18 protein-coding genes are annotated in these 18,249 nt (G+C 36.0%); 16 read left to right on the top strand and 2 right to left on the bottom strand.

Annotated features, from left to right (window positions below; genetic code table 11):
- Position 1 precedes the first annotated feature (1 nt).
- The 3 genes from rpe to spoVM are packed head-to-tail and all read left to right on the top strand — an operon-like array spanning position 2 to position 1,433.
- The gene (gene rpe / locus A9178_RS03100) at positions 2-658 is read left to right on the top strand and encodes a ribulose-phosphate 3-epimerase (protein WP_068672438.1); all 657 of its coding nucleotides are present in this window, start codon (positions 2-4) and stop codon (positions 656-658) included.
- A 5-nt stretch (positions 659-663) separates the two neighbouring features.
- Positions 664-1,323, top strand: a complete 660-nt coding sequence (locus A9178_RS03095) for a thiamine diphosphokinase (RefSeq protein ID WP_068672437.1) — start codon at positions 664-666, stop codon at positions 1,321-1,323.
- Positions 1,324-1,352: 29 nt separating this feature from the next.
- Complete coding sequence (gene spoVM, locus A9178_RS03090; RefSeq protein WP_068672436.1) at positions 1,353-1,433, top strand: stage V sporulation protein SpoVM; 81 nt, start codon at positions 1,353-1,355, stop codon at positions 1,431-1,433.
- A gap of 493 nt (positions 1,434-1,926) precedes the next feature.
- Here the strand turns inward: spoVM and rpmB are convergent, their stop codons facing one another.
- A complete protein-coding gene (rpmB, locus tag A9178_RS03080) occupies positions 1,927-2,115 on the bottom strand; it encodes a 50S ribosomal protein L28 (RefSeq protein WP_047186008.1) in 189 nt (62 codons plus the stop codon).
- A 226-nt stretch (positions 2,116-2,341) separates the two neighbouring features.
- On the opposite strand from rpmB, the gene A9178_RS03075 reads away from it, so the two are divergent.
- The 9 genes from A9178_RS03075 (at position 2,342) to rnc (ending at position 11,695) form a co-directional block, all read left to right on the top strand.
- The gene (locus A9178_RS03075) at positions 2,342-2,704 is read left to right on the top strand and encodes an Asp23/Gls24 family envelope stress response protein (RefSeq protein ID WP_068672434.1); all 363 of its coding nucleotides are present in this window, start codon (positions 2,342-2,344) and stop codon (positions 2,702-2,704) included.
- A gap of 24 nt (positions 2,705-2,728) precedes the next feature.
- Positions 2,729-4,390 (top strand): DAK2 domain-containing protein, encoded by a 1,662-nt coding sequence (locus A9178_RS03070; protein ID WP_156520689.1) that lies wholly within the window; start codon positions 2,729-2,731, stop codon positions 4,388-4,390.
- Between the two features lie 152 nt (positions 4,391-4,542).
- Complete coding sequence (gene recG / locus A9178_RS03065) at positions 4,543-6,576, top strand: ATP-dependent DNA helicase RecG (RefSeq protein WP_068672687.1); 2,034 nt, start codon at positions 4,543-4,545, stop codon at positions 6,574-6,576.
- 414 nt (positions 6,577-6,990) lie between these two features.
- Complete coding sequence (gene fapR / locus A9178_RS03060) at positions 6,991-7,578, top strand: transcription factor FapR (protein ID WP_068672433.1); 588 nt, start codon at positions 6,991-6,993, stop codon at positions 7,576-7,578.
- On the top strand, positions 7,562-8,560 hold the full coding sequence (plsX, locus tag A9178_RS03055) for a phosphate acyltransferase PlsX (RefSeq protein ID WP_068672432.1): 999 nt from the start codon (positions 7,562-7,564) through the stop codon (positions 8,558-8,560). The genes fapR and plsX overlap by 17 nt, the downstream gene beginning before the upstream one ends.
- A 5-nt stretch (positions 8,561-8,565) precedes the next feature.
- Entirely contained in the window at positions 8,566-9,504 is a 939-nt protein-coding gene (gene fabD / locus A9178_RS03050; protein ID WP_068672431.1) for an ACP S-malonyltransferase, read from the top strand.
- Positions 9,504-10,244: a 3-oxoacyl-[acyl-carrier-protein] reductase gene (gene fabG, locus A9178_RS03045; RefSeq protein WP_068672430.1), complete on the top strand. Its 741-nt coding sequence runs from the start codon at positions 9,504-9,506 to the stop codon at positions 10,242-10,244. The genes fabD and fabG overlap by 1 nt, the downstream gene beginning before the upstream one ends.
- Positions 10,245-10,381: 137 nt before the next feature.
- Positions 10,382-10,615 carry an acyl carrier protein gene (gene acpP / locus A9178_RS03040; protein WP_047186015.1) on the top strand — a complete coding sequence of 78 codons (234 nt, stop codon included), beginning with the start codon at positions 10,382-10,384 and terminating at the stop codon, positions 10,613-10,615.
- Between the two features lie 396 nt (positions 10,616-11,011).
- A complete protein-coding gene (gene rnc, locus A9178_RS03035; protein ID WP_068672429.1) occupies positions 11,012-11,695 on the top strand; it encodes a ribonuclease III in 684 nt (227 codons plus the stop codon).
- Positions 11,696-11,832: 137 nt separating this feature from the next.
- On the opposite strand, the gene A9178_RS03030 is transcribed toward rnc, so the two are convergent.
- Positions 11,833-12,057, bottom strand: coding sequence for a DUF1128 domain-containing protein (locus A9178_RS03030; RefSeq protein ID WP_068672428.1), 225 nt, complete (start codon positions 12,055-12,057; stop codon positions 11,833-11,835).
- Positions 12,058-12,338: 281 nt separating this feature from the next.
- Between A9178_RS03030 and A9178_RS03025 the strand changes: the two genes are divergently transcribed.
- The 4 genes from A9178_RS03025 (at position 12,339) to A9178_RS03010 (ending at position 18,178) form a co-directional block, all read left to right on the top strand.
- A complete protein-coding gene (locus A9178_RS03025) occupies positions 12,339-13,211 on the top strand; it encodes a LysR family transcriptional regulator (protein WP_068672427.1) in 873 nt (290 codons plus the stop codon).
- A 148-nt stretch (positions 13,212-13,359) separates the two neighbouring features.
- Positions 13,360-16,056 (top strand): aconitate hydratase AcnA, encoded by a 2,697-nt coding sequence (gene acnA / locus A9178_RS03020; RefSeq protein WP_068672426.1) that lies wholly within the window; start codon positions 13,360-13,362, stop codon positions 16,054-16,056.
- A 20-nt stretch (positions 16,057-16,076) separates the two neighbouring features.
- A complete protein-coding gene (locus A9178_RS03015; protein WP_068672425.1) occupies positions 16,077-16,958 on the top strand; it encodes a LysR family transcriptional regulator in 882 nt (293 codons plus the stop codon).
- A gap of 146 nt (positions 16,959-17,104) precedes the next feature.
- Positions 17,105-18,178, top strand: a complete 1,074-nt coding sequence (locus A9178_RS03010; protein ID WP_068672424.1) for an isocitrate/isopropylmalate dehydrogenase family protein — start codon at positions 17,105-17,107, stop codon at positions 18,176-18,178.
- Positions 18,179-18,249: the final 71 nt, after the last annotated feature.

Below are 18,249 nucleotides of genomic sequence, written 5' to 3'. Positions count from 1 at the left end.
TATGACAAAGATTGCACCATCTATATTATCAGCAGATTTTTCAAAATTAGGAGAAGAAATAAAAGAGGTAGAGCAAGGAGGGGTTGACTATATCCATGTAGATGTAATGGATGGTCATTTTGTTCCTAATATTACGATTGGTCCATTAGTAGTAGATGCAATTAAACCTATAACAAATTTACCATTAGATGTCCATCTAATGATTGAAAATCCAGATTTGTATATTCCATCCTTTGCAAAAAGTGGTGCATCTATTATTACTGTGCATCAAGAAGCCTGTGTACATTTGCACAGAACTATCCAATTAATAAAGGATCAAGGTGTAAAAGCAGGAGTTGTAATCAATCCAGCAACCCCAGCTGATGTTCTTTATCCTATTCTTCCTGATGTGGATTTGGTTTTAATTATGACGGTTAACCCTGGATTTGGTGGTCAATCCTTTATTACGAATACACTAAGTAAAATTGAACAAATTGCTAAATGGAGAGCTGAATTAAATCTTAATTTTGAAATTGAGGTTGATGGTGGTGTCAATGTTGAAACAGCTAAACTATGTACAGATGCAGGTGCAGATGTACTAGTAGCAGGAAGTGCCGTTTTTAATCACGAAAACCGTAAAGAAGCAATTCAAAATATTATTCAAGCGACAAAAGGTTAATGAAAATGGCTGCTAAGATAGGAATTGTAGGAAATGGTCCAATCGACACATTACCGGATTTAAAGCAATTTAAGGACGAAGTGGATGTGTGGATTGGTGCTGACCGTGGGGCGCTCTATATATTAAAGCATGATATCAAAGTATCTTATGCAGTTGGTGATTTTGATTCCATTAATATGGAAGAAAAGTTAAAAATTAAAGAAAATGCGATTGTTTATGAAGAATATCCTATTGAAAAGGATGAAACAGATTTAGAGTTAGCAATACGTAAAGCTTTTGATCAAAATCCATCCACTATTTATTTATTTGGGTTTACTGGTGGAAGATTGGACCATGAATTAATAAATATTCAATTATTATATAGAATTCGAAAAAAGGGAATTCGGGCGGTATTAATTGATTATTTAAATGAAATGGAATTAACATTTCCGGGAGAACATATTATAAAAAAGGATCAAAGATATCGATATATATCTTTTATTCCATTTTCCCAAGAAGTAGAAGGATTAACACTAACCAATTTCTACTATCCTCTTCAGGATAAAACGATTCACTGGGGTTCGACTCTATGTATTTCTAATGAGCTTATTTCAAATTCTGGTACTTTTTTTTATGAGAAAGGCATATTATTAGTTGTAAAGAGTCGCAGTGCAATTCCTGAATAAAATGGAATTGTCATTAGAGGAGGGCACTTATGAAATTTTATACTATAAAACTCCCGAAATTCATTGGTGGATTTGTGAAAGTAGTTATAGGTATTTTTAAGAAAGATTAAGAACAAAGGCGTAAGCGCCCGTTTAGCAACGTATAGACATTCCACTGCTGTAGGAGATAAAGGAAACATGCCCCTTCATAGGGGTATGCCGACGTTGGCCGCAAAGGCCGTTCTTAGTCGGCCTTCCTTTAGTACTTTGAGTCGATGTTGACTTTCACCGCAAGGGTATAAGTGCGACTAAGCCTCTGGTTTCACCAATCGGCAAGTCTTCTTTATCGTAGTGGAGGAGGGTGAAGTTTGGGACTGCGCTAAAGCTTGTCCCATCAAAAAGACCTGCTAGTTGCTGGGCGCTGGAGCCGGACGTGGACTTCCTTAAGACAAGATATAATAAGCTAAATTTTTATATTTTCTTATTTAATAAAAAGATTGCTTTTGCCACAAAAAGGCAAGGGCTCTTTTTTTGGCAGATAAGAAGGTGTAAAAATGGAATAGAAGTAAAATAAAAAGCACCCATTAGCTGGGTGCTTTTTATTTCACTAATGTAAAACGTATATTAAACGCGTTCAACTTTACCTGATTTAAGTGCGCGAGCAGATACATAAACTTTTTTAGGTTTTCCATCTACCATAATACGTACTTTTTGTACATTAGCTTTCCATTTACGCTTATTGGAATTCATAGCGTGAGAACGTAGGTTCCCAGTGCTAGTTTTACGTCCAGTTACTACACATTTTCTAGCCATGTTATTCCCTCCTTACTCTATAACATGTGACAATAATACTTATATAATTTACCATAAGGAAGAAAAGAATGCAATTGCTTATTTTTGAATAGGAACTATCTTTAATATTATACTGGTTTAGAGGGCGCAACACCTATATGAATAGTAAAAGAAAGAGTCGTTCTTTTAAAATAGGCTAATGTATAGTATAATTTTCATATATTAGCAGGGTTTAAGGAGGATTTTTATGTCCATAGAGCTAAATACGAATGATGGTCAAGTTACAATTACAAATGATGTAATTGCTACAATTGCTGGTGGCACTGCTGAAGAATGCTATGGTATTGTAGGTATGGCCTCCAAAAGTCAAATTAGAGACGGAATAGCTGAAATACTTAGGAAAGAAAATTATTCTAAAGGTATAATAGTTCGTCAAGAAAACGAAAAACTACATATAGATATGTATATTATAGTTAGCTACGGAACAAAAATATCCGAAGTTGCTAGTAATGTACAGTCTCAGGTAAAATACGCACTGAATCAGTCGCTTGGTCTATCTATTGACTCTGTGAATATTTATATTCAAGGAGTTAGGGTAGCTCAAGATTAGGTTCTTTTAGTAGGAGGAAGTATTGTGACGTTTGAAAAAATAGATGGCGTTATGTTAACAAACATGATATTAACGGGAGCACATCATTTATCTAATAACGCCAAAATGATTGATGCATTAAATGTTTTTCCAGTACCAGATGGTGATACTGGGACAAATATGAATTTATCCATGACTTCGGGTGCTAATGAGGTGAAAAAACTAAATAGTTCCAATGCCTCAGAAGTTGCGAACGCATTTTCTAAGGGTCTATTAATGGGTGCCAGAGGAAACTCCGGGGTCATTTTGTCCCAAATTTTTCGCGGTTTTGCAAAAGGGATGGATAAAAAGGAATCCCTTTCTGCTGAGGATTTCGCCGTGGCAGTTGATTTTGGAGTGAAAACTGCTTATAAGGCGGTAATGAAGCCTGTTGAAGGTACTATTTTAACAGTAGTTAAAGACGCTGGAAAAAAGGCAGTAGAAGCAGCAAAAATAGAAACAGATATTATAAAACTGATGGAAGTTATTTTAAATGAAGCTAAGGCTTCCTTAAAAAGAACACCCGAGCTCTTACCTGTATTAAAAGAAGTTGGTGTTGTTGATTCAGGTGGGCAAGGTTTGGTAACTATTTACGAGGGATTTTTAGCCGCGCTTAAGGGCGAAGAATTACCTGATGAACCTTCTAACATTAATATGGAAGAAATGGTCAATGCGGAACATCATAAAGTGACTCAAGATTTTATGGATACTTCTGATATTAAATTTGGTTATTGTACGGAATTTATGGTGAAGTTTGAAGAAGAAAAGTTAGAAGAAAATCCATACAATGAAGATGAATTTCGAAATGAATTAAGTGAAATAGGTGACTCTTTATTAGTTGTTTCCGATGAAGATATTGTAAAAGTTCATGTACATTCTGAAACACCAGGAACTTGTCTTACATTAGGCCAACGATATGGCAGCCTCATCAATATGAAAATTGAGAATATGCGTGAACAGCATAGTGCAATTGTTGGGGACGCACCTAAGAAAAAGGTGGCGGGAGAAAAGAAAAAGTACGCTATCGTAACTGTTGCAATGGGGAAAGGGATTAAGGAATTGTTAGAAAGCCTTGGAGCTACTGTTGTTATTGAAGGTGGACAAACGATGAACCCTAGTACACAGGATATTGCGGATGCGATTAAACAGGCAAATGCTGATAATGTTATAGTCTTACCGAATAACAAAAATATTAGAATGGCTGCGGATCAGGCGGCTGAATTGGTTGAAGAAGTGGTTGCGGTTGTACCGACAACTACAATTCCACAAGGGATTAGTGCTATTCTTGCATTTCATCCTGAATCAGATATTGAAACAAATAAACAATCAATGGATTCGGCTAGACAGCAAGTGAAGACTGGTCAGATTACCTATGCAGTTCGGGATACACAAATTAATGGTATTACAATTGAAAAAGATAACTTTATGGGTATCATTGACGGAGATATTAAATCTTCTCATCCTAAAAAAGAAGAAGCAGTAAAATTATTGTTAAAAGAAATGATATCAGATGATGATGAAATATTAACCGTATTATACGGTGAAGATGTTAAATCTTCTGAAGTTGATCAGCTTGTGGAATATATTGAAAGTGAATATGAAGATGTTGAAGTAGAAGTACACAACGGGGATCAGCCTATATATTCTTATATTTTTTCAGTTGAATAATCGTAATAAGTAAAACACCAAATTTTTGTAAAGAGCCCAAAATGAAAGCTTTTGGGTTCGTCAGTTTGGTGTTTTTGTGTTCTATAAATGGTGATTCTTATTCTTTTTGTTATAATTTAAGGTAGATATGTAAAATGGAAAGAGTGATTATTTTGCTTGAAGAGTCTATCACAGAATTAACAGGAATAGGTGAAAAGTACGCTGAAGAATTGGCATTAATAAATATTTATACCATACGTGATTTATTGGAATATTTCCCTTATCGCTATGATGTATTTGAAATAAAACCGCTTATTGAACTCATTCATGAGGATAAAGTAACGATTGAAGGTACGGTCATACATGAACCAACACTTCAATATTACGGTAGAAAGAAGTCACGACTTACTTTTACTGTTGAAGTCGAAGGTGTAGCAATTAAGGCAGTTATGTTTAATAGGGCTTTTGCTAAGAAACAAATCCATTCGAATGCTACAGTGACTTTAACAGGAAAATGGGATGCCCATCGACTTCAAATCACTGTCAGTAATTATAAAATAGGGCCAGCTAATCAAGACGCAACGATTCAACCTATGTACTCGTTAAAAGGAAAGTTAACAAATGTAAAATTAAGAAAAACGATTCAAACTGCAATGGATGATACATTGAATGAAATGATTGAAATTCTTCCAGAGAAATATTTGAACTCCTATAAACTTCCTGAACGAAAAACTGCAATTAAAACGATGCATTTCCCTTCGAATCGAATAGCATTAAAACATGCTAGAAGAAGATTTATATTTGAGGAATTTTTACTTTTTCAACTAAAAATGCAATTATTACGTAAAATTAACCGTGAAGCTTCCATAGGAAATGCACAAATTTACGATGAAAAAGAAGTGGAACAATTTATTCAAGGTTTCCCTTTTACCTTAACAAAAGCACAAATGAAATCTTTAAAGGAAATATTGAAAGATATGAAATCCCCGTACCGTATGAATCGTTTATTACAAGGGGATGTAGGATCAGGAAAAACGGCCGTCGCAGCTATCGGACTATACGCAGCGAAAACGGCGGGAAAACAGGGAGCACTTATGGTGCCGACAGAAATTTTAGCGGAACAGCATTATGAGTCCTTACTTGAATTATTTAAGAATAAAGCTAATATAGCATTGCTAACGGGTTCCATTAAAGGTAAAAGACGGAAGGAGATTTTATCCGCGTTAGAGGAGCATAAGGTAGATATTTTAATAGGGACACATGCATTAATTCAAGAAGATGTTAACTTTTCTGATTTAGGTTTTGTTATTGTTGATGAACAACATCGTTTTGGTGTGGAACAACGCAGAATGTTACGAGATAAAGGATTGAAACCTGACGTTCTATTCATGACTGCCACACCAATTCCTCGAACGTTAGCTATAACTGCTTTTGGAGATATGGATGTATCAACTATTAATGAAATGCCAAAGGGAAGAAAGGAAATAGAGACCTATTGGGCGAAAGATAATATGTTTGAACGTGTATTACGAATGATTGAGAAGCATATAGCTATGGGGGAACAAGCATATGTTATTTGCCCACTTATTGAGGAGTCGGATTCGTTAGATATTCAGGATGCAGTCGATTTATATCATCAATTAATAGAAATTTTTCCACCTGAAATCAAAGTTGGTTTGATGCATGGTCGATTAAAATCGGTGGAAAAGGAAGAAGTGATGAGACAATTTGCTGACAATGAAGTACAGGTTTTAGTATCGACTACGGTAGTTGAAGTAGGTGTTAACGTTCCTAATGCTACCATCATGGTAATTTATGACGCTGAACGTTTTGGTTTGTCACAATTACATCAATTACGGGGAAGAGTTGGTAGGGGAGATAAACAGAGTTATTGTATTTTAATTGCTGATCCAAAAGGAGAAGTCGGTAAGGAAAGAATGAAAATTATGACCGAGACAACGAATGGTTTTGAACTGTCTGAGCAAGATCTCAAATTAAGAGGACCTGGTGACTTTTTTGGTAAAAAACAAAGTGGCATGCCTGAATTTAAAGTAGCGGATATGGTTCACGACTTTAAAGCTCTTGAGACGGCACGCTCAGATGCACAAGAAATTATTGAGAATAATCTTCTTTACGCAGATCAGGATTATTATTATTTAAGAAAATTATTAGAAAATGACCCTTCATTTGCAAATATATTAGATTAATAACATTGCTTGCATAAATGTTAATGGTATAATATATTACTATTAGTACCAAGTCATAAGCACAAAAGCGCAAGCGCCCGGTTAGCGACGTACGGACTGGACTGAGCCGTAGGAGATAAAGGAAACACGCCTCTTCATAGAGGTGTGCCAACGTTGGCCGCAAAGGCCGTTCTTAGTCGGCCTTCCTTAGTGTCCGGAGTCGATGTTGACTTTCACCACAGGGGTATAAGGGCGACTAAGCCTCTGGTTTCACCAATCGGCAAGTCTTCTTTATCGTACGGAGGTGAAGGAAGTCTCGCTAGTCGCTGGGCGCTGTAGCTGGAGGCGGCCTTTTTTAAGATAGGATTAAATTAAGTAAATTTTTATACTTTCTTATCTAGTAACAAAGCTAATAGATGAACGGTGCGTGATACAATGAAGCGAACAAAATCGGAACGACAAAAATTATTAAAAGAAAAAATAGAGAAAACACCATTTATAACAGATGAACAATTAGCCAATTACTTTTCAGTAAGCATACAAACCATTCGCCTTGATCGGATGGAGCTTTCCATTCCCGAATTAAGGGAAAGAATTAAAAATGTAGCGACGAATCAATGGAATGAGACTGTAAAAGCCCTCCCGCTTGAGGAAGTCATTGGAGAAGTTATTGATTTAGAATTAGACAGAAGGGCTATATCTATTTTAGACATAAATACAGATTTAGTATTCTCACGAAATAAAATAGCTCGTGGTCATCATTTATTTGCTCAGGCGAATTCTCTTGCTGTTGCACTAATTAATGATGAACTAGCACTCACGGCAAAGGCGGATATAAAATTTACAAGGCAAGTAAAAGAAGGCGAACGTGTAGTGGCGAAAGCAATGGTTAAGGGGAACCAAAAAGGATTAACAATGGTTAAAGTAAATAGTTTTGTAGGAGAAGAAAAAGTATTTACTGGAACATTCCATATGTACAGGTCTAAAGATAAAGGAGAAGACAATCATGAGATTAGCAATTGACGCCATGGGAGGAGATCATGCTCCGAAAGAAATAGTTTTAGGGGCTATGGAAGCTGTCTCTGAAATAAAGGATCTACATATCACACTAATAGGGGATGAAAAACAAATTAATCCGCTATTAACGAATCGTAAGAACATAGAAATTATACATACGGAAGAAGTAATTACTGGTGATGACGAACCAGTAAGAGCAGTTAGACGTAAAAAAAATGCTTCTCTAGTTTTAGCTGCTAAGGAAGTAAAAGAAGGACGTGCAGACGCATGTATTTCTGCTGGAAATACCGGTGCGTTAATGAGTGCAGGGTTGTTTGTTGTAGGAAGAATACCAGGAATTGATAGACCTGCTCTTTCCCCAACATTACCAACTATAGATGGTAAAGGATTTTTACTATTAGATGTTGGTGCTAATGTAGATGCAAAGCCACAACATCTTGTACAATACGCTATTATGGGTTCCATTTATGCTGAAAATGTACGTTCTATAACTAAACCTACTGTTGGATTATTAAATGTTGGCACCGAAGATGGAAAAGGTAATGATTTAACTAAAAAGACATTTGAACAATTAAAAAACGCGCCTATTAATTTCATTGGAAACGTAGAAGCACGAGATTTACTTGATGGGGTAGCGGATGTTGTAGTTACGGATGGATTTAGTGGAAATATTGCGCTAAAAACAATTGAGGGAACAGCAAGTGGTTTATTTACCATATTAAAAGATACGATGATGTCCTCTTTTAAAACAAAACTAGGTGCAGCTATACTGAAAAATGATTTACGCGGTTTAAAGGGAAAATTAGATTACTCTGAATATGGTGGCGCGGGTTTATTTGGCCTAGCGGCGCCCGTGATTAAAGCTCACGGGTCATCCAAACACAGAGCGATTGTAAGTGCTGTGAAACAAGCGAAACATATGGTGGATCATCATGTTACTAGTACTATTAAAACGACGGTTGAAACAACGGAATTTGAGAAGGAGTGAAGAGGATGAAACGTGTTGCCTTTATGTTTCCTGGTCAAGGATCCCAAGATATTGGAATGGGAAAAGAATTTTATGATACATTTACTGAAGTCCAAGAACTTTTTGATAAAGGAAATGAATTATTAAATAAAGATATTACAAACTTAATGTTTGAAGGACCTAAAGAAACGTTAACTGAAACGGAAAATGCACAACCTTCATTATTACTTTCAAGTATTGCTATTCATCAGCTGCTTATTAAAGAGGAAATTGAACCGGTTATGACAGTTGGACATAGTCTAGGTGAATATAGCGCATTAGTTGCAGCAGGTGCGATAAGTTTCGAGAATGCTTTGCCACTTGTAGCCACTAGGGGGAAATTAATGGAAAATGCTTTTCCAAAAGGAAAGGGTACCATGGCAGCTGTATTAGGTTTAAGTGAACAAGAAATCGCAAAAGCAATACAACCTATTACAGATGAAGTAGTAGATATTGCGAATTTAAATTGCCCCGGGCAAATCGTTATTTCTGGTTCTAAAGAAGGGATCGAAATGGCTAGTAAATTATTAAAGGAAAATGGTGCGAAAAGAGTCTTACCTTTAAATGTTAGTGGTCCATTCCATTCCAGATTAATGAAATCCGCAAACGAAGAGTTCTCTAACTATTTAAATCAAATAGAGTTTAATGATTCTAAAATTCCAGTTTACGCCAACGTTTCTGCTAAACCTGTTACAGAAAAAGCTGAAATAAAAGATCTTCTTATTAAACAATTGTATTCTCCTGTGAGATTTGAAGAGTCCATTCGTAACATGATGGAAGAAGAGTTAGATGCATTTGTGGAGGTTGGTAATGGAAAAGTTTTAAGCGGTCTTTTGAAAAAAATTGATCGGAAAATGCCAACTTTCGCAGTACAAGATATGGATTCGTTGAATAAGTTTATCTCATGGTATAAGGAGGGTAACTAATGTTAAAAGGAAAAAATGCTTTGGTAACTGGTGCATCTCGGGGTATAGGACGAGCGATTGCATTGGAATTAGCAAGCAAGGGTGCAAATGTCGCTGTAAATTATGCTGGCAGTGAGGAAAAAGCGCAACAAGTTGTACAAGAAATTGAAAAACATGGTGTAAAAGCATTCAAAATCCAAGCGAATGTTGCGGATGAATCCGAAGTTAAAGGCATGGTAAAAGAAGTTATCACTCAATTTGGTAGTCTTGATATACTTGTGAACAATGCAGGCATAACAAGAGATAATCTTTTAATGCGAATGAAGGAAGAAGAGTTTGATGATGTTATTACTACAAACTTAAAAGGGGTATTCATTTGTACGAAAGCCGTGGCTAGACAAATGATGAAACAAAGAGCAGGAAAGATTATTAATGTTGCGTCTATCGTTGGAGTATCCGGTAATCCTGGACAAGCTAATTATGTAGCTGCTAAAGCAGGAGTTATTGGTTTAACAAAAACTACAGCGAAAGAATTTGCTTCACGCAATATTCTAGTGAATGCTGTGGCACCAGGATTTATTGCTACAGATATGACAGATCAACTAACAGAAGATCAAAAAGAAGGAATGTTAGGGTTAATTCCTTTACACAAATTAGGACAACCAGAAGATGTTGCGAAAGTAGTTCGATTCCTGGCTTCAGATGATGCAAATTATATGACAGGACAAACCCTTCATATTGATGGCGGAATGGTAATGTAAATTTTAGAGTTTTTACTAGGCATTCATTTTATGGATATGTTAGTATAAAGCTTCGGAAAGTCTTTGAAAAATAATAATTTAATTAAGAATAGGTTTTGCTAAAATAATTGATACTATTTGAAAGGGGGTGAATGGTAATGGCAGATGTGTTTGACAGAGTTAAAGCAATCATTATTGATCGTCTTGATGTAGATGAAGAAAAAATCACGCTAGAAGCATCTTTTAAAGATGACTTAGAAGCTGATTCACTAGACGTTGTTGAGTTAGTAATGGAACTTGAAGATGAATTCGATATGGAAATCGCTGACGAAGAAGCTGAAAAAATTAATACAGTAGGGGATGCTGTTAATTACATAAATAGTCAACAGTAACAATCCTAATAATAGAAGCTGTTCAAAAAGTCCGGTGAAAATGACACTTCGGTTCAAAGGACCTTCGACTAAGTTCCGTCACGTCCTGTGACGAACGTCGAAGTCACCACATCCTGTGGAAGCTCGTTGGCTTTGCTTTTCCGCTCCTTGGAAAAGAAAATCACTTTTCCCGCGTGCAAGAACGTTTGCTCACGTATTAACTTCATACGTTCCGCTGCTCAAAGCTAAGCCGCCTTGAACTGCGACGTACAGGACGTGCTAGTGTCGGCGTTGCAACAGGACGTTGCGAATTTAGCCGACCTCGGTCCTTTTCATCCTCTTTTTGAACACAATAATAGGGGAAAGTCTTGCAAATTATTGCGAGACTTTCCGTATCTATTTCATAGAGGTGAAATTATGGATATGGAACAACTAGAAAAGCAATTAAATCTGTCATTTAATGATCATGATTTAATTAAGCAGGCTTTTACACATTCATCGTATGTGAATGAGCATCGGAAGGAAGTTTTTTCGGATAATGAACGGTTGGAGTTTTTAGGAGATGCTGTCCTTGAATTAGGTGTTTCTCAATATTTGTATCGAAATAAGAAACAAATGCCAGAAGGGGAAATGACGAAGCTAAGAGCTGCGATTGTTTGTGAACCATCGTTAGTGGGATTTGCACAGGATCTTCATTTTGGAGATTATTTGCTACTCGGTAAAGGGGAAGAGCAAACCGGTGGAAGAGAGCGTCCAGCAATTTTAGCCGATGTTTTTGAAGCCTTTCTCGGCGCGTTATATGTCGATCAAGGGTTTGAAATAGCATTAAATTTCCTAAAAGAACATGTTTTTCCGAAAATAAAAGCTGGTACTTTTTCGCATGCGATGGATTATAAAAGTCAATTACAAGAATATATTCAGCAATATAAACATAGGGTTATCGAGTACAAAATAGTGAATGAAAAAGGACCTTCACATAATAAAGAGTTTATTGCAAATGTGCTCATTAATGATGAAGTTGTTGGTGAAGGAATTGGTAGAACCAAAAAAGAAGCAGAGCAAAGAGCGGCAAAGATTGCACTAGATACCTTTAATGCATAGTAGAACAAAAGCGATCTCGCTACGGCATTGTTCTAAAGCTGGACATGGCCTTGCCTTTGACAAAATTTAATGAGTTAAATTTTATATTTTTTTATCTTATGTAAAAGCTGTTATTCTGGTGAATAACAGCTTTTCTGCTATTTCTTTCTAATAGAGCCTAACTCTTCAACAAATGCTTGTGTTTCTAAAGTACTGAGTTTCCCTTTCTTTTTAACAATATCGTACATTAGTTTAAGATCCTCATATTTATTTAGATCATAATCCTCAGCATCTAATAAACCTCGATTTACTACATTTAATTTATCTGCTAATTCATCAAGAAGAATTTTAAGATTCTCTTGTGATGCGACATCTAAACTCATTTTCAATCCCCCATTTTGGATATAATTGTTAATCCACGTTATGTACTGGCTCCATATTTCTTTTTGTAACTAATTTTATGATATGATAAATGCGACAAAAAGCCAATTACTTTTATGAAAGAATCATAAAATTTTTAAATGAAATACGAAAATTCACCTTAATATATTTGAATTTTCTGTTGAGGTAGCAAAATTATTTGAGTTTAGCTACATTTACTCTAGGAATCAGTGTAAAACGTAAGAGTTGGAGAATTTCACATTCTCCAAGGGGGGCCAACATAATGGATCAAAAAGACTGGGAAATTTTATCAATGATTAAAAAAGAGGGTAACATTTCAAAAGCAGCAAAAAAATTATTTATGACACAGCCAGCTGTAACGGTACGAATTAGAAAAATGGAAATAGAATTAAACGTAAACATAGTATATCGAATGAATCGTGGGGCTCAGTTAACACCACAGGGAGAATATTTGGCGGAACAAGCCGTCGATTATTTAAAACAAGTGGAAGATATCAGGAGTTTCTTATCCAATATGAAGGAACCACTTGTTGGAACATTAAAGATTGGTGTGTCTAATTTTATGACTAGATATAAAATCCCGCAGATTTTACAGCAATTTAAAGAAAAACATCCGATGGTTAATTTTAACGTTGTTAGTGGTTTTAGCCGTGATGTCTTCCATATGATGCAGAATCAGGATGTTCACGTTAGCTTTGTCAGAGGGGATTATGCCTGGCAGGATCAAAAGCATCTACTTTTCGAGGAACCAATATGTGTTGCTTCTACGAATAAAATTAATTTAGAAGATCTTCCTAGTACACCTAGAATTGAATATAAAACGGATTATAAATTAAAAGAATTGATTGATACGTGGTGGATGGAAAATTATAGAGACGCACCTTATATTAATATGGTTGTTGGACAAACAGATATATGTAGAGAAATGTTAAAGAAGGGCCTTGGATATGCTATTTTACCTAAATTGGTAGTCTATGATATTCCCAATCTCTATAAGGTAGATTTGAAAGATAAGTATAATGTTCCAATTGTGCGTACCTCCTGGATGCTTTACAAAAAGGAGTCATTTGAACTTAACATCGTAAGGGCATTTGTAGATTTTATCAAAACAATCGATTTTCAGGAACCAATTTAATACTTGAATCCTTAAAAAAGGAATTAAATATATATGTTATTCCTTTTATTTATGTTTATTTATAAAAAGTCGATATTTCATTTATGGTAGCGTTCGCAGTAAACTGAAAATAACCAATTTAAGGAATGTATAAAGGAGTCAACTTTTTATGAATGAACAACTATTTACCAACAGCAAAGACAGCTTTACGTTTAATGGAAAAGACTATCATTACTATTCATTAAAAAAGCTGGCTAATGAAACAGGTGAAAACTTATCAAAGTTACCTTATAGTATCAAAGTTATTTTAGAATCCGCACTTAGGAATGCGGACGGTAAAAGAATTACGGCAGAGCATGTGTATCAATTAGTGAGCTGGGCTACGAATAAACATTCAAAAAAAGAAGTGCCATTTAAGCCGTATCGAGTTTTATTACATGACACGACAGGTATTCCAGCGATTGTAGACCTTGCGTTATTAAGAGATGCAGTGAATGAATTGGGGGAAGACGTAAGCAAAGTGAATCCAAAAATACCTGTAGACTTAGTTGTGGATCATTCCGTAATGGTAGATTTTGCTGGGACTGAGAATGCAAGAATGATGAATGAAAAACGTGAATTTGAAAGAAATAGAGAAAGATTTCAATTTCTAAAGTGGGCTCAGTCTAATTTTAGAAATCTCCGTGTATTCCCACCTTCATCGGGGATCATGCATCAAATTAATTTAGAATATTTATCTAAAGTAGCTGTTGTGGAAGAAAAAAATAATGAAACCATCATATTTCCTGATTCCCTGGTCGGTGCAGACTCTCATACGACAATGATTAACGGTTTAGGAATTGTTGGTTATGGTGTCGGTGGTATCGAAGCAGAAGCGGCCATGCTTGGCGATCCACTTTATTTTGTTAGTCCTGAAGTAATTGGCTTTAAATTGACAGGGTCATTATCGGAAGGTGTTACAGCAACTGATCTAGCACTTACAGTTACAAATATGCTTAGGGAAAAAAATGTTATTGGCAAGTTCGTTGAATTTTACGGGGAAGGAGTAGGGTCGCTAACCGTATTTGATCGTTCCACCATTTCTAATATGGCACCAGAATCTGGAGCGACCATGTCTTATTTCCCTGTTGATTATGAAACGCTGAATTATCTTCGTATGATTGGTCATAGTGAAGATAAAATTAATTTAATCAAGAATTACTATAAAAAACAAACTATGTTTCATGAAGGACAATCTATTAATGCCGCGTATTCAGATACGATAAAACTGGACCTTTCATCGGTGGTTACCTCTTTAGCTGGCCCAAAAAGACCTCAAGATCGAGTGGATATGACAGATATGAAGCAAAGTTTTTCCAAAAGTTTGCGTAAACGAATTTCAGATGGTGGATACGGGCTGACAGTGGATGAAGTTAATAAAGAGGTTATTGTAAATGAGGAACGATTAAAAGCAGGTAGTGTTGTTATTGCGGCAATTACAAGCTGTACAAATACTTCCAACCCCAACGTGATGATTGGTGCAGGCCTTGTGGCAAAAAAGGCCATTAAGAAGCAACTTAAAAAGCCAAACTATGTGAAGTCATCATTAACTCCGGGATCCAAGGTAGTTACCGATTACTTGCAAAAGTCAGGACTACTCGCCTACTTGGAACAACTAGGGTTCAACATTGCAGGCTATGGTTGTGCGACATGTATTGGCAACTCAGGAGAATTATTAGATTCCGTAGATAAGGTAGTTACCGAAAATAACTTAACCGTTACCTCGGTATTATCAGGTAATCGGAACTTTGAAGGAAGAATCCATCCAAAAGTTAAAGCGAATTATCTCGCTTCTCCGCCATTAGTTGTTGCATATGCACTAGCAGGAACAGTAGATATTGATTTTCATAACGAACCGATGGGCTATGATGATAAAAATGAACCAGTATACCTAAGAGATATCTGGCCCACTTCAAAGGAAATTGAGACTGTCCGCATGAGTACACTAGAGTCAGAGATGTTTAAAAAGAGATACGATAACATTTTTTCACTTAACGATGACTGGAATGAGCTGGAAATTGCTGATGGGCAATTATATAAATGGGATCCAAAATCAACTTATATAAGAAAACCTCCATTTATTGATAATGAATTAATTCATAAGTCCTGTCTGGAAGGAACAAGAGCACTTTTAATGCTGGGTGATTCAGTGACAACTGACCATATTTCTCCAGCCGGAAGGATCAAGACACACGGCCCTGCTGGAGACTATCTAAAAGAGAATCAAGTAAGTCCAAGGTATTTTAATTCGTATCCTTCTAGACGGGGAAATTTTGAGGTCATGCACCGAGCAGCTTTTGCCAATGTACGCTTAAGAAATCAAATTGTACCAGATATGGAAGGTGGATACACAACATATTTTCCAACGAATGAGACGATGACAGTTTTTGAGGCGTCTGAACGATATAAACAGGTTGGTACTCCCCTAACAATCATTGCGGGAAAAGAATATGGGACAGGAAGTTCGCGAGACTGGGCAGCCAAGGGGACATTACTGCTAGGGGTTAAGACAGTAATTGCCGAAAGCTTTGAAAGAATCCATCGAAGTAATTTAGTAGGGATGGGAGTACTGCCACTGCAATTTAAGAAAGGAACGAATAAAGAGACTTTAAATCTATCTGGTGGTGAAACGTTTTATTTCGAGGATCAATTAGAGAATTTGTGTCCAGGTAAAATAATTAAAATAAAGGCTATTCGGGAAAGTGGCAAATCCTTTTATTTTGAGGCAATAGCTAGATTGGATAATGCAGTGGAAGTAGATTATTACACCAATGGTGGGATATTGCCAACTATTGTACAAACATATGCTAATAAAACAACCGTTTAAACTAAAGTGAGGGATTTTTCTTGGATGATACGGATTGGAAAATAATTAAAACTTTATATACAAATAAAAATGTTACACAAACAGCTGAAAAATTTTTTATATCTCAGCCTTCTCTCACAAAGAAAGTGAAAAAGATAGAAAAAGAGTTTCATATAAAAATTTATGAAAGAAAAAGCAGAGGGATTGTATTTACGAGAGAGGGAGAATATCTAGCCCAAAAAGCAAGGGAGATTGACTTGAAACTCAATAGAATTAAAGAGAATACTGCTACGATGAATGAGCATATGAAAGGTAAATTAAATATCGGTGTTAGCAATCATTTTGCTAAATATCATCTCCCGTCTATTTTGCGAAATTTCAAAACTGTATATCCAGAAGTAGAATTTAAAATTCAAAGTGGCTTGGGTAAAGAAATTTCCCAACTCATAAATACTGAGAATATTCATATTGGCTTTATTAGAGGTGATTATGACTGGGCTGGTAGTAAATATTTATTATTTAAGGATCCAATGTGCTTGTTTTCCAGTAGTGAGATTAAATTATCGACGCTTTCCTCACAGCCAAGAATTGATTATCAGACAGGAATGGTTATCCATTCGCTGATTGAAACATGGTGGAATGACCATTACGATACACCGCCAACTGTTGGAATGATGGTTGACAGTATGGAAGCGTGCAAAGAGATGGTGATTAAGGGGCTGGGATATGGGATATTACCTGCTTCTATGCTGGAAGGTCACAAGAATATTAATAGAGTTGATTTGTTTGATAAGCATAAAAAGCCTATTGATACCAATACTTGGATGTATTATTCGGAAACCTTATTAGATACAAAGATTGTATCCAAATTTGTTGAATTTGTAAAAAAATATGAAAGTGAATCGAAGGGAGCAGTAAAATGACTATTAATTACGTTGAGGAATTAAAGTTATTCGTTAAAAAAGATCAATATATCATTGGTCTAGTTCAAGTGCGTTCTTAACGCTTATCGCTATTTTGGCAACACTTTTTTATTGGTAAGATAATCTGCAAAAGGAGTAGATTGAGAATGAATCAGTATAAAATTGGTGTTCTATATGGTGATGGAATTGGCCCGGAAATTGTAAAGTCAACTGTTGAGATAGTTATAGCAGCTTGCGAACGGTTAAATTTCAACATTTTGGACTTTAAAAATCTCCCAATTGGCTGGGAGGCTATTGATAAACTGGATCACCCGGTACCATCAACGACAAAAGAAGCATTAGCTAAGCTTGATGGTTGGATTATGGGGCCCCATGACTCGGCTTCTTATCCCGATAAATTTAAAGAGATAAGAAACCCGAGTGGAGAATTGCGTCATACTTTTGATTTGTATGCGAATATTAGACCTACAAAATCTCTACCAGGTGTAAAGGGTCTGGTAGAAAATGCAGACCTTGTTATTTATCGAGAAAATACGGAGGGTTTTTATCCGGATCGGAATATGTATTTAGGAGTTGGTGAGTGGCAAATAACGCCGGATGTTGCTGTGTCTACTGGAGTCTTCACAAGAAAAGCTATTACAAGAATTGCAAAAGCAGCCTTCGAAGTGGCAATGAGTAGAAGAAAAAAAGTAACGATTGTACATAAAGCTAATGTTATTAAGCTTGGAACAGGTATGTTTAAAGATATTTGTTTAGAGGTTGCTAAAGATTATCCGGATGTTCAGGTGGATGATTTCCATATCGATGCAATGACGATGCACCTTGTAAGAAATATTCATCACTTTGATGTTATTGTAACGGAGAATATGTTTGGAGATATTTTATCGGATTTAGCAGGAGAACTTGCAGGAAGTTTAGGATTGGCACCTTCTATCAATACAAATAATCATCAGGTCATGGCTCAAGCTGCTCATGGATCGGCCCCAAATATAGCTGGTCAAAATAAAGCCAACCCTGTCGGAATAATACTATCAACGGTAATGTTGCTTCAATGGCTTGCTAGTCATCATCAAGATGACAGATTAATTGAAATTGCTAATCGGGTAGAGCAAAGTATATTTAGTGTTATGTCAAAAGGAATAAAGACAGTTGACTTGACTGGAAAAGAATCAACGGCTTCTTTTACTGAAGCCGTTATAAATGAGATTGAGGGACGGTAGGGATAAACCCCTATTTCTACTTTTATCTCCATAAAACCACTAAAATCAATATTGAATGTTTAAATGGCCTC

Origin of the sequence: Oceanobacillus sp. Castelsardo, from assembly GCF_001659985.1 — a bacterium.
Lineage (GTDB): Bacteria > Bacillota > Bacilli > Bacillales > Amphibacillaceae > Oceanobacillus.
This window is presented reverse-complemented; position numbering and strand designations above follow the sequence as displayed.